The organism is Halomonas nitroreducens, from assembly GCF_003966155.1.
GTDB classification, from domain to species: domain Bacteria; phylum Pseudomonadota; class Gammaproteobacteria; order Pseudomonadales; family Halomonadaceae; genus Halomonas; species Halomonas nitroreducens.
Genome location: NZ_RXNS01000009.1, coordinates 148,238 through 160,093, shown reverse-complemented (window position 1 = coordinate 160,093; position 11,856 = coordinate 148,238). Strand labels below are relative to the sequence as shown.

Annotated in this window: 10 protein-coding genes; 2 read left to right on the top strand and 8 right to left on the bottom strand. The window is 67.6% G+C overall.

What is annotated here, in order from left to right; genetic code table 11:
• Positions 1-115 precede the first annotated feature (115 nt).
• The 7 genes from aroB to pilM form a co-directional block, all read right to left on the bottom strand.
• Complete coding sequence (gene aroB, locus EKG36_RS11045; protein ID WP_126484016.1) at positions 116-1,222, bottom strand: 3-dehydroquinate synthase; 1,107 nt, start codon at positions 1,220-1,222, stop codon at positions 116-118.
• A 5-nt stretch (positions 1,223-1,227) separates the two neighbouring features.
• Complete coding sequence (gene aroK / locus EKG36_RS11040; protein ID WP_126484014.1) at positions 1,228-1,770, bottom strand: shikimate kinase AroK; 543 nt, start codon at positions 1,768-1,770, stop codon at positions 1,228-1,230.
• Positions 1,770-3,797 carry a type IV pilus secretin PilQ gene (locus EKG36_RS11035; protein ID WP_126484060.1) on the bottom strand — a complete coding sequence of 676 codons (2,028 nt, stop codon included), beginning with the start codon at positions 3,795-3,797 and terminating at the stop codon, positions 1,770-1,772. Before EKG36_RS11035 ends, aroK begins: the two co-directional genes overlap by 1 nt.
• 70 nt (positions 3,798-3,867) lie before the next feature.
• On the bottom strand, positions 3,868-4,392 hold the full coding sequence (locus EKG36_RS11030) for a pilus assembly protein PilP (RefSeq protein WP_126484012.1): 525 nt from the start codon (positions 4,390-4,392) through the stop codon (positions 3,868-3,870).
• Positions 4,389-5,021 (bottom strand): type IV pilus inner membrane component PilO, encoded by a 633-nt coding sequence (locus EKG36_RS11025; RefSeq protein WP_126484010.1) that lies wholly within the window; start codon positions 5,019-5,021, stop codon positions 4,389-4,391. The genes EKG36_RS11030 and EKG36_RS11025 overlap by 4 nt, the downstream gene beginning before the upstream one ends.
• On the bottom strand, positions 5,018-5,578 hold the full coding sequence (locus EKG36_RS11020; RefSeq protein ID WP_126484008.1) for a PilN domain-containing protein: 561 nt from the start codon (positions 5,576-5,578) through the stop codon (positions 5,018-5,020). The genes EKG36_RS11025 and EKG36_RS11020 overlap by 4 nt, the downstream gene beginning before the upstream one ends.
• Positions 5,575-6,636, bottom strand: a complete 1,062-nt coding sequence (gene pilM, locus EKG36_RS11015; protein ID WP_126484006.1) for a type IV pilus assembly protein PilM — start codon at positions 6,634-6,636, stop codon at positions 5,575-5,577. The genes EKG36_RS11020 and pilM overlap by 4 nt, the downstream gene beginning before the upstream one ends.
• A gap of 256 nt (positions 6,637-6,892) precedes the next feature.
• Between pilM and EKG36_RS11010 the strand changes: the two genes are divergently transcribed.
• Positions 6,893-9,418 (top strand): penicillin-binding protein 1A, encoded by a 2,526-nt coding sequence (locus EKG36_RS11010; RefSeq protein ID WP_126484004.1) that lies wholly within the window; start codon positions 6,893-6,895, stop codon positions 9,416-9,418.
• Positions 9,419-9,504: 86 nt separating this feature from the next.
• Entirely contained in the window at positions 9,505-10,248 is a 744-nt protein-coding gene (locus EKG36_RS11005) for a DUF481 domain-containing protein (protein WP_126484002.1), read from the top strand.
• A 60-nt stretch (positions 10,249-10,308) separates the two neighbouring features.
• Here the strand turns inward: EKG36_RS11005 and EKG36_RS11000 are convergent, their stop codons facing one another.
• On the bottom strand, positions 10,309-11,580 hold the full coding sequence (locus tag EKG36_RS11000) for a malic enzyme-like NAD(P)-binding protein (RefSeq protein WP_126484000.1): 1,272 nt from the start codon (positions 11,578-11,580) through the stop codon (positions 10,309-10,311).
• Between the last annotated feature and the right edge of the window lie 276 nt (positions 11,581-11,856).

The following is an 11,856-nucleotide window of genomic DNA, read 5'->3' as shown; positions in this document are numbered from 1 at the left end:
TACTGCATAAGGCATGCGGGTTGATTAAGCTCAGCCGCCTCGACGACCTCGACAGGGGCCCGAAAACGACGACGCCCGCTGGGCAGCGGGCGTCGATACAGGCAGGCGGCGCGGGTCAGCGGCGCGGGAAGCCCTCGAGCAGGGCGGCCAGGCATTCGGGAGGCGTCTGGTCATGGATGCAGGCCTCGCCGAGACGGCGCAGCAGGATCAGGCGGAGGCGGTCGTCGAGGTTCTTCTTGTCGAGGCGCATGACCGCCAGGAAGTCCCGGGAAGCCATGTCGGCGGGGGCCTCCAGGGGCAGCGCCGCCGCCGCAAGGATTGCCCGGACCCGCGCCACATCCGCGTCGCCGAGCCACCCCAGACGCTGCGACAGCTCGGCGGCCATCAGCATGCCGGTGCCGACGGCCTCGCCATGCAGCCAGCGCCCATAGCCCTGGTGCGCCTCGATGGCGTGGCCGAAGGTATGGCCCAGATTGAGCAGCGCCCTCACCCCCTGCTCGGTCTCGTCCTCGGCGACGATCTCGGCCTTGAGGCTGCAGCTGCGCTCGATGGCCCGGGTCAGCGCCGCGGCCTCGAGCCCGCGCAGCGCTGCCATGTGGGTCTCCAGCCAGCCCAGGAAGCCAGGATCGCGAATCAGGCCGTACTTGATCACCTCGGCAAGGCCGGCGGACAGTTCCCGGGGCGGCAGTGTCGCCAGGGTGTCGGTGTCGATCAGCACCGCCCGCGGCTGCCAGAAGGCGCCGATCATGTTCTTGCCCCGCGGGTGGTTCACCCCGGTCTTCCCGCCCACCGAGGAATCCACCTGGGACAGCAGGGTGGTCGGCACCTGCACGAAGGCCACGCCGCGCTGGTAGCAGGCCGCCGCGAAGCCGACCATGTCGCCGATCACCCCGCCTCCCAGGGCCACCAGCGTGCAGCGGCGGTTGAACCCTGCCTCGAGCAGGGCATCCCAGATGCGCTCGACGCTGGCCAGGGTCTTGGTGGCCTCGCCATCCGGCAGCACCAGCTCACGCACGTCGAGGTCGTCGCCAAGCCCCTGCCGCAGGCGCGACAGGTAGAGGGGCGCCACCGTCTCGTTGGTCACCACCATCACCTGGCGGCCGGCCAGGTGGGGCGTCAGCCACTGGGGATCGCCCAACAGCCCCGGGCCGATGTGGATGGGATAGCTGCGCTCGCCCAGCGCCACCCGCAGGGTACTCAGGGCATCGTCCGGTTGTGTCATGGGTCTCAGGCCTTGCACTGAAGGGGGTCGATCAGGCGCTGCACGCGGCGCACGATCTCGTTGACCACGGCCCGGGGGCCGCGGCGGTCGGTGCGCACGATGATATCGGCCGTGGCCCGGTACAGCGGGTCGCGCTGGACGAACATCTCGCGCAACACCTGCTCGCGATCGTCGCGCTGCAGCAGCGGGCGGTTGCGATCCTTGGCGGTACGCCGCAGCTGCTGCTCCACGGTGGTATAGAGATAGACGACGGTGCCGCAGTCACGCAGTACGCGCCGATTCTCCTCCCGCAGCACGGCACCGCCACCGGTGGCAATCACCACGTTGTCGAGCCTGGCCAGCTCGCGGATCATCTGCGTCTCGCGATCGCGAAAGCCCGCCTCGCCCTCCACGTCGAAGATCCATGGGATATCGGCGCCGCAGCGGGCCTGGATCTCATGGTCACTGTCGAGGAACTCACGTGACAGCTCGGCCGCCAGGAGGCGGCCGATGGTGCTCTTTCCGGCCCCCATGGGGCCGATCAATATCAGATTGGGTAGTGCCGGCATCAGCGAATCGCCAGGTTGTCATCCAGTATTCGGGGCGTGATGAATACCAGCAACTCTACCTTATCGTTGGTGTCCTCGGTATAGCGGAAGAGATTTCCGAGCACCGGCAGGTCGCCCAGGAAGGGCGTCTTGAACAGGCTGCGCACCTGCTCGGTGGTGAGAATTCCGCCCAGCACCACGGTCTCGCCGTTCTCCACCAGCACCTGGGTGGTGATCTCGTTGGTGTCGATAGCGGGCGCCCCGCCGAAGGTCTGATCAGCCACCGTGTCGTTGTTGATCACCAGGTCCATGATGATGCGGTTGTCCGGGGTGATCTGTGGTGTCACCTCCAGGGACAGCACGGCTTCCTTGAACTCGACGTTGGTCGCCCCGCTGGAGGTCGACTCCTGGTAGGGGATCTCGGTGCCCTGCTTGATCAGCGCCGTGCTCTGGTTGGCGGTGATTACCCGCGGCTGGGAGATGGTCTGGCTCTTGCCCTCGCTCTCCAGTGCCCGCAGCTCCAGGTCGAGCAGGATATCGCCGGACAGGTAGCCGAAGCTGAAGGCGGTGGAAGGATTCACGGCGCTCCCCAGATCCACGGACAGCCCGCCATCGGGCACACTACCGGTCGCCGCCCCACCCAGGTCAATGTCACTGCCACCATGGTGAATGGCGGGGGTGTCCGCGGCAGAAAGCCCCCAGTTCACCCCCAGCTCGCGGGTGGCGCTGTCCCGGGCGATGACGATCCGCGCCTCGATCTGCACCTGGCGCACCGCCACGTCCAGCTGCTCCAGGGTCTGGAGGATGGCAGCGATCTGCTCGGCGGTGTCCTGCACCAGCAGGGTATTGGTGCGCACGTCCACGGCGACCCGGCCCCGCTCGGTGAGCAGCCCGAAGCCGGTGTCGCTGCGCAGCAGCGCCGCCAGGTCGCCGGCCTTGGCGTACTTGACCTGGATATACTCGGTCTCCAGCGGCGCCAGGGTCTCGAGCTGCTCCTGGGCCTCCAGCTCCTGGCGCTCGAGCTGGGCCAGCTCCGCGGCCGGCGCCACCACGATGACGTTGCCTTCCTGGCGACTGGCCAGGCCATGGCTCTTGAGCACCAGGTCGAGGGCCTGATCCCAGGGCACATCCTCGAGGTTGAGGGTGACGCGGCCGGTGACGCTGTCACTGGCCACCAGGTTGAGGCCGGTGAAGTCGGCGATGATCGCCAGCACCGAACGCACCTCGATGTCCTGGAAGTTGAGGGTGATGCGCTCGCCGGTGTAGGGGAACTGCTCGCGCACCTGCTCCTCACGCTCCGCCGGCGTCACCGGCTGGGCCGAGATAGTCAGCTGGCGCCCGGTCTGGGTGGAGAGCATGGCGAAGTCACCGCTGCCCTCGATCTCCAGGGTGACGCCGTCCCGACCCAGGCGGGGAGTGATCCGCTTGAGGGGCGTGCCGAAGTCACTGACGTCATAGACCTGGTTCAGGGAGGCCGGCAGGGTCACGCCCTGCAGGCGGGCCACGATGCTGGACCGCCCACTCTCGCGGACCCGGGCATCCACGCCCGCCCGGTCGAAGGTGACCACCAGGCGACCCGCGCCGTCGTCGCCGCGGCGGAAATCGATATCCTCGACGCTCGGCCCGGTTGCATCACGGGGGGACGCGGACGCCTCGGCAGACGGGCTCGCCGCGGCGACCCCGCCGCCGATGGATAGCCGCAGGCGGTTGCCGAGCTGGGCGGTGTCGTAGGGCAGCGGCCCCGTGAGGTCGAAGACCAGCCGCGTCCGCGAACCGGCCTCCAGGGCGGTGACCCGCTCGACGCCGCCGATCCCCAGTTCCTGGCGACGACGTTCCAGGCCGCTGGACGTCTCCATCAGGTCGATGGTCAACCGCGGGGGATCGTCGAGGCGATAGCCACGCACTTCGGGGACCGGCCCGCTGAAGTCGAGATCCACCTCGAGGGCCCCGCCGCCCCCCTGGCGGAAATCGAGGCTGGTGAGCGTGGATGCCGCCATGGCGGCGGTGGATATCGCCAGCATGGCCAGCACCGCAAGCGCGCGTGTCATCGGTTTCATGGTTCCCCTCTCCCCTACTGCGTACCGCTTATCCGTCCCGGTCGGGGCGGCGCGTTATTATCTAGCCATCCAGCGTCAGCAGCGTACTGCGCTCGATCCATCCTCCCCGGCCGGTGGGCACGATCTCCACCAGCTGCACCGAGGCCTGCGTGATACCCACGATGCGCCCGAAATCCGAGCCCATGTGGTCACCGACCCGCAAGCGGTGCACGTTGCCGGTCGGCGCCCGGACCAGCGCGGAGGGTTGCCCGCCGACCATCAAGGTCCCCACCAGGGCCAGGTCGTCGAGGTGGTAGGCCTCGAGGGGATCCTTGGGGCGTGCCATGTCCGGCGCCAGGTCGACATCCCCAGCCGGCAGCTCACGGCTCTCGGGCAAGCGCGCCTGGAAGGGGCTGCGGGCATCGGCGAAGCGATAGTCCACCGAGCGGTAGACCGGCATCGGCGGCAGCGGCTCGAGGGTCAGCGCTCCCGGGTCGGCACGCAGCTCGGCGAGTTCCCGCTCGAGCCCGGTGAGATCGGGGTCACCACAGGCACTCAGGACGAGCGCCACGGGCAATGCGCCCCCCATGCGCAACCAGTTCCTCATTGCGACCCCTCCTCCTCGGGCGACGCCTCCGGCGGCTGATAGCTATAGGTCCGGGCCAGCATCGACAGCTCCAGACGGCTGCTGTCCGTCGGCTTGAGCTCGAAATCGTGCTGGGTGACGATGCGTGGCAGATCGGCGACACCCGCGATGAAGGAGCCGATGCGGTGGTAGTCGCCGCGCACGCGGATGTCGAAGGGCCGCTCGACATAGAACTCCTGGGTGACCGGGCTGCGCAAGCGGATGAAGTCGATGGTCAGCTGGTTGTCGATGGCTGTCTCGCTGATGTCGTCGATCAGCGACGGTATCTCCGGCCCGCCGGGCAGCATCGCCACCAGCGTCGCCAGGCGGCCGTCGAGTTCCTCGACCTGCTCGCGCAGGGCGGGCAGGTTCGCCGCCTGGGCCGCCTTGCTGCGGAAATCCCTCAGCAGCTGCTCTTCCTGCTGGCGGGCCTGCTTGAGTTCCTCGGCCTTGGGAGCCGCCAGGTACCAGTACATCCCGGCAAAGGTGAGCCCCAGCACCAGCACGCAGCAGATCAGCTGCAGCAGGAAGGGCCAGCCGCCGGATTCCTTGATGTCCAGCTCGCCCCAGTCGAGGTCCCGCAGGCGGCGGAATTCCGTAGACAGGTTCATTGCGCCACCTCCTTCACCGCCGCCCCGGGCATGTGCTGGTTGACACTCAGGTTGAAGCGTCGATTGTCCTCGGCGGACTCCACCTCGGACAGTACCGGCACATCGAAGACCGGCGAGGCCTCGAGGGCGCGCAGCTGGTCGGAGACCCGCCGGTTGTCCTCCGCCAGGCCACTGAGCCGCAGCGAATCGCCCTGACGGGCGAGGCTCGCGTAATGCACCCCCGCTTCGAGGCTCTTGGCCAGCGCATTGAAGACATGCACGGTCTGCGGCCGCTCGGCCTGGAGACGCTGAAAGACCTCGATGCGGCGCTTGAGCGTGGCGATCTGTTGCTCGTACTCGCTGACCGCCCGGATATCACGATCCAGCTCGACGGTCCGCTCGCGGATCAGCGCATGGCGCTCCCGCTGGGCCGCGAGCTGCTGATCGTAGTGCCAGGTCATGCCGTAGCCGGCCCCCAGCCCCACCAGGGCAACCAGCAGCAGCGCCATGTAGAATCGCTTGCTGCGTTTCTGGCGCTGTTCTTCGCGCCAGGGCAGCAGGTTGATCTCGATGGTCATGAGCGCACCCTCATCGCCAGGCCGCAGGCCGTCAGCATGGCCGGGGCATCACCGGCCAGGGTCTGGACATCGATTCGCGGATTCACCTTCATGCGCCGGAAGGGGTTGGCGATCACCACCTCCATGCCGCTCTCCTCGGCGAGTCGATCGGCCAGGCCGGGCAGCACGCTGGTCCCCCCCGCCAGGATCATGCGGCGCACCTCGTGCTTGCGCCCGGCGGTGTAGTAGAGTTGCAGCGAGCGCCCCACCTGCTGTACCAGGGTGTCGAGGAAGGGATCCAGCACGCTGCGCTGGTAGTCCTCCGGCAGGCCGCCCCGCTTCTTGGCCAACCCGGCCTCTTCCAGGCTAAGGCCATAGCGGTCGCGAATCTCCTCGGTGAGGGCCCGCCCCCCGAAGACGGTATCGCGGCTGTAGGTGATGCGCCCGTTGCGCAGCACATGGAAGGCGTTCATGTTGGCGCCGATATCCACCAGCGCCACGCAGTCTTCCTGGCCGGCCGCCGGCGGCAACTGCGATCCCAACTCGGTGAAGGCCCGCTCCATGGCAAAGGTCTCCACGTCTACCGCGGCCGGGGTGAGGCCGGCCTGGCGCAGCGCCTCGGTCAGCTGCCCGACGTCCTGGTTGCGACAGGCGACCAGCAGCACGTCCTGCTGATCGCCATAGCGGGCGTTGAGCCCGAGGCGCTGGAAGTCGAAGGCCACCTCGCTGAACGGAAAGGGGATATGCTTGTCCGAGTCGAGTTGAATTCGCGTCTCGATCTCGTCATCGGCGAGGGAGGCGGGTAAGGTGAGGGTCTTGGTAATTGCCGCACTGGCCGGCACTGCCACCGACGCCCTGGCGCTGGAGGGCCGGGCGTGATCCACCGCGCGCTTGAGGGCATCGACCACCTCGCCCATGTCACGTATCCGCCGCTCGACGACAGCCCCTTCGCGCAGCGGACGGACGGCATAGCTCTCGACCTGATAGCCGGCCCCGACCCGCTTGAGTTCGATGAGCTTGACCGTGGCCGAGGTGATATCGACCCCGACAAGCCCTTTACCGGATGCCCCGAATCGCATCTAGATCATGCCCCCGACTGATCCTGGCGGCGAGCCGCTCGTTATAATGACTCACTTGACCCCTGGATGAAGGTACCAGCAGGCCAGGGCCTGTAATCCGAGGTTACATGATATTTCCAAATCTCACACGGCCCGGGTGTCGCCAAGTGTCAACGCTGGTGGTCGTCGGGCCGGGTTCCTATAATGGCCGGCGCGTCCCGAGCCCCGCTCCTCGTCCCGTCATCGTTCCCGTTCTCAGCATGGATACCGCCTTTTCATGACGTTCATCAGAAAACTGGCTTTCTCGGCCCTGTGGCTGCTGGCATCGCTCTCTGCCGCCACACTGCTGGCCGTGATTGGTGCCGCCCTGTATTTCGCCCCGGGATTGCCGGATGTCCGCCAGCTGCAGGACTTCGAGCTGCAGACGCCGCTGCGCATCTTCACCCGGGACGGCAAGCTGATCGGCGAGTTCGGTGAGGAACGGCGCCTGCCGGTGGAGTTCGATGAGATTCCCCAGGAAATGGTGCAGGCTCTGCTCGCGGCCGAGGACGCCGGCTATTTCGATCACCACGGCGTCGACCCCAAGGGCCTGGCGCGCGCCGCCGTGGAACTGGCGGCCAGTGGTGGCGATATCCAGTCGGGCGGCTCGACCATCACCATGCAGGTGGCCCGCAACTATCTGCTGACACTGGATCGCACCTATACCCGCAAGATCCGCGAGATCCTGCTGGCGCTGCAGATGGAACAGATCCTCAGCAAGGAGGAGATCCTCGAGCTGTATGTCAACAAGATCTTCCTGGGCCATCGCGCCTACGGCATCGCCGCCGCCGCCGAGGTCTACTACGACCGTCCGCTGGACGAGCTGACCCTGGCCGAGCAGGCGATGATCGCCGGCCTGCCCAAGGCTCCCTCCGCGTTCAACCCGCTGGCCAACGCCGAGCGCGCGCTGATTCGCCGCAACTGGATCCTGTTCCGCATGCGCGAACTCGGCTTCATCGACCAGCCGGCCTACGACGAGGCGGTCCAGGCCCCGATCACCGCGCGGCGCTATATCACCAAGGCCGAGGTCCAGGCCGACTACGTGGCCGAGATGGCCCGCCAGTTCGCCGTCGAACGCTTCGACGACGCCTATACCGGCGGCTATCACATCTACACCACCCTGGACAGCGAGCTCCAGCCGCAGGCCCGCCACGCCCTGGCCGAGGGCCTGATCGCCTATGACACCCGTCACGGCTGGCGCGGCCCCGAGGAACGCGAGATCCCCCGCGGCCTGGCCGAGGCTCAGGAGCGCACCGACCGCCAGGGCCTGGAGGAGGAACTCGCCGAGTCCCCCGAGGTCATGCAGACCGCTCGCCGCGCCGCCGAGCGCAGCCAGACCGAGGTCGAGGGCATCGACGGCGACGTCAGCAACTGGCTGCAGGTGCTGGAGCGCACCCCGGTGCTCGGCCCTCTGGAACCGGCCATCGTGGCGGAAAGCGAGGGGCGCGAGATGCGCGTGCTGGCTCGTGGCGGCGAGGTCCGGACCCTGGACTGGGAAGGCCTGAAATGGGCGCGTCCCTACCGCAGCGCCCGCAGCCGGGGAGCCGCACCGGACACCGCCGCCGAGATCGCCAGCTCCGGCGACCTGGTGCGCATCCTCCAGCGCGAGGACGGCAGCTGGCGCCTCTCGCAACAACCCAAGGTCCAGGGCTCGCTGGTGGTGATGGACCCCGAGACCGGTGCCGTCCTGGCCCTGCAGGCCGGCTTCGATTTCGACGCCAGCAAGTTCAATCGCGCGACCCAGGCGCGCCGTCAGGCCGGCTCCATCTTCAAACCCTTCATCTACCTGGCCGGCCTCGACAGCGGCGAGATCAACCCCGCCAGCGTGGTCAACGACGCTCCGGTGGTGATGGAGGATGGCAGCAACGAGCTGTGGCGCCCCAACAACTCCAGCGGCGACTTCCTCGGCCCGACCCGGCTGCGCGTGGGGCTGGCCCGGTCGCGCAACCTGGTGACCATTCGCCTGCTGCAGACCCTGGGCCTGGAGCGCACCATCGGCTTCCTCGAGGACTTCGGCTTCCACCCGGAGCGCCTGCCCCATGGCCTGGCACTGGCGCTGGGCAGCACCAGCCTGACCCCCCTGGAAATGACCCGTGGCTATGCAGTGTTGGCCAACGGCGGCTTCGCCATCGAGCCCTGGCTGATCCAGCGGGTGACTCGCGGCGAGGAGCAGACCCTGGTGGAAGAGGCCGACCCCATGGTGGCCTGCCGGGAGTGCAGCGAGGACCAGGCCACCGTGGAGCGCGACGGCGAGACCTACCGGGTCGCCCCCCGAGTTGCCGAGCCGGCCGCGGTCTACCTGCTGCGCGACATGCTGCGCGATGTAGTCGAGCGCGGCACCGCCCGCCGCGCCCTGGCGCTGGAGCGCATCGATATCGTCGGCAAGACGGGCACCACCAACGACCAGCGCGACGCCTGGTTCGCCGGCTTCAACACCGACCTGGCCACCACCGTCTGGGTCGGTATGGACGACAACACCTCCACCGCCGAGTACGGCTCCCAGGCCGCGCTGCCGATCTGGGTCGACTTCATGGGCCGCGCACTGGAGGGCCGCCCGGAGGCGCTCCCCGAGCGTCCGGAGAGCGTCGTCTCCCGCCGGGTCGATCCCGACACCGGCCGCCTGCTGCATGATGGCCAGCCCGGCGGCATCGAGGAGCTGTTCCACGCCGACCACCTCCCCGACTACCAGCCGCGCCGGGTCGACCAGGCCGTGGAACAGGAAAGCGGCTCCCAGGGGACCGCCGCCTACGAGGCCATCTTCTGAACCGGGCCAGGCGGGCGGGTCGACCGGCCGGTCGCCCCGCCCGGACCCCGGTGTGCCGACACCCCGAACGACAGCGAGACACAGCCATGCGTCTCATGCGCCTTCCCGCCGCCCTGTGGCTGCTGGCCTCGGCCGGCAGCGCCCTCGCCTCCCCCTTCTATGCGCCTCCCGCGCCGGAGGAGGACGCCCCGCCCTGGAGCGGCGAGACCGAGCTCGGGTTCACCCATCTGGCCGGCAACACCGATAGCCAGACCCTGATCGCCAAGGGTCGCCTCGTGTGGTTGACCGGCCCGGTGACGCACAGCCTGCGCGGCGAGATCCGCCATGTGACCCAGGACGACGATACCAGCGCCGAGCAGTACCTGGTGGCCATGCGGGAACGCTACGAGATCGAGGGTCCCCACTACCTGTTCGGCTTCGCCCGCTGGGACAAGGACCGCTTCAGCGGCTACAACTACCAGCTCACCACCATCGCCGGCTACGGCCGGCAACTCCTCGACAGCGACGAGCAGTCGCTGTCCCTGGAAGCCGGTCCCGGCTATCGCCTCGACAACGTGCGCGATGCTCCAGACGAGCGGCTAGCCGTCCTCTACGGCGCCATGGATTACCGCTGGAAGTTCTCCGATACCGCGAGCTTCAGTCAGGAGCTGTCGGTCGAGGCCACCGACGACAACAACACTTCACGCTCCCTCACCTCGCTGACGGCCCGCCTCAACGACCATCTGGCGCTCAAACTGTCTCACGAGATCGAGCACAATTCTCGTCCCCCGGAGACTGCCGAGGCGCGCACCGATCTCACGACCAGCGCGTCGCTGCTCTTCGACTGGTAGCCCGGACACGACGACGCCGGCCCGTGGGCCGGCGTCTTCACATCTGAGCAAGCCCCGGCGTCAGGCGCCGTAGACATCCTCCACCGTCTTCAGGGGATAGTGGGAGGGATAGGGCTTGCGCGCCACGCCGGAGTCCACCGCCGCCTGGGCCACGGCAGCGGGCACCCGCTCCAGCAGCCTTACGTCCACCGGCGTGGGAATGATGTAGTCGGGGCCGAAGGACAGGCTGTCCTTGTCGTAGGCGTCCAGCACCGCCTGGGGAACCGGCTCCCGGGCCAGGTCCTTCAGTGCATGCACTGCCGCCACCTTCATCTCCTCGTTGATGCGGGTGGCCCGCACGTCCAGGGCCCCGCGGAAGATGAACGGGAAGCCCAGGACATTGTTGACCTGATTGGGGTAGTCCGAGCGCCCCGTGGCCATGATCACGTCCGGTCGGGTCTCCCGGGCCAGGTCGGGATGGATCTCGGGGTCCGGATTGGTGCAGGCGAAGACCACCGGGTTCGGCGCCATCTTGCGGATATGCTCGGCGGTCATCAGGCCGGGGCCGGAGAGCCCGACGAAGACATCGGCCCCGTCGATGGCGTCGTCCAGGGTCCGCTTGTCCGTCTCGACGGCGAACATGGCCTTGTACTGATTGAGGTCCTCGCGACCGCTGTGGATCACGCCCTTGCGATCGAGCATCACCAGGTTCTCGGCCCGGGCCCCGCAGGAGACCAGCAGCTTCATGCAGGCGATGGCCGCCGCCCCGGCCCCCAGGCAGACGATTCGCGCGTTCTCCAGCGCCTTGCCGGCGATGTCCAGGGCGTTGAGCATGCCGGCGGCGGTCACGATGGCCGTGCCGTGCTGGTCATCGTGGAACACCGGAATGTTGCACTGCTCGACCAGGGCGCGCTCGATCTCGAAGCACTCCGGCGCCTTGATGTCCTCGAGGTTGATGCCGCCCCAGGTGTCGGCGATGCGCGCCACGGTGTCGATGAAGGCCTGGGGACTCTCGGCATTGACCTCCAGGTCGATGGAGTTGATGCCGGCAAAGCGCTTGAAGAGCACCCCCTTGCCTTCCATCACCGGCTTGCTGGCCAGCGCGCCAAGGTTGCCCAGGCCAAGGATGGCGCTGCCGTCGGAGATGACCGCGACCAGATTGCCCTTGCCGGTATAGAGGTAGGCGTTTTCCGGGTCACGGGCGATCTCGCGAACCGGCTCGGCCACGCCCGGGCTGTAGGCCAGAGCGAGATCCCGCGCCGTGGCGGTGGGCTTGGTCAGCTCCACCGACAGCTTCCCGGGAATGGGTTTCGCGTGATAATCCAGCGCCGCCTGTCTCTTCGCGTCTGTCATGCTCAGGATCCGGTCCACATTGGTGTTGAGGCCACCCAGAATATAAAAAAAACTTCCATTTCTCAACTTGAACGGGATTTCCTTGTTTTCCCGTCGAATTATCGCGCGTTTGACGACAATGCGCCCCATTTGGCGAAAGTTATACTTCCGCCCCCTCGCTATAAACAATCCCTTATTGCTTAACCTTAGCCCCCTCTGGACAAAAAAAGAAACCCGCCGGAAGGCGGGTTTCTTCATCGATGTCGACGGACTCGGCGGCGAGGCGCCGAGGGACGC

Excerpts from the sequence above, each read along its gene's own strand:
- aroB (WP_126484016.1), bottom strand. The coding sequence starts at position 1,222 with ATGACACAACCGGACGATGCCCTGAGTACCCTGCGGGTGGCGCTGGGC.
- aroK (WP_126484014.1), bottom strand. The coding sequence starts at position 1,770 with ATGCCGGCACTACCCAATCTGATATTGATCGGCCCCATGGGGGCCGGA.
- EKG36_RS11035 (WP_126484060.1), bottom strand. The coding sequence starts at position 3,797 with ATGACACGCGCGCTTGCGGTGCTGGCCATGCTGGCGATATCCACCGCC.
- EKG36_RS11030 (WP_126484012.1), bottom strand. The coding sequence starts at position 4,392 with ATGAGGAACTGGTTGCGCATGGGGGGCGCATTGCCCGTGGCGCTCGTC.
- EKG36_RS11025 (WP_126484010.1), bottom strand. The coding sequence starts at position 5,021 with ATGAACCTGTCTACGGAATTCCGCCGCCTGCGGGACCTCGACTGGGGC.
- EKG36_RS11020 (WP_126484008.1), bottom strand. The coding sequence starts at position 5,578 with ATGACCATCGAGATCAACCTGCTGCCCTGGCGCGAAGAACAGCGCCAG.
- pilM (WP_126484006.1), bottom strand. The coding sequence starts at position 6,636 with ATGCGATTCGGGGCATCCGGTAAAGGGCTTGTCGGGGTCGATATCACC.
- EKG36_RS11010 (WP_126484004.1), top strand. The coding sequence starts at position 6,893 with ATGACGTTCATCAGAAAACTGGCTTTCTCGGCCCTGTGGCTGCTGGCA.
- EKG36_RS11005 (WP_126484002.1), top strand. The coding sequence starts at position 9,505 with ATGCGTCTCATGCGCCTTCCCGCCGCCCTGTGGCTGCTGGCCTCGGCC.
- EKG36_RS11000 (WP_126484000.1), bottom strand. The coding sequence starts at position 11,580 with ATGACAGACGCGAAGAGACAGGCGGCGCTGGATTATCACGCGAAACCC.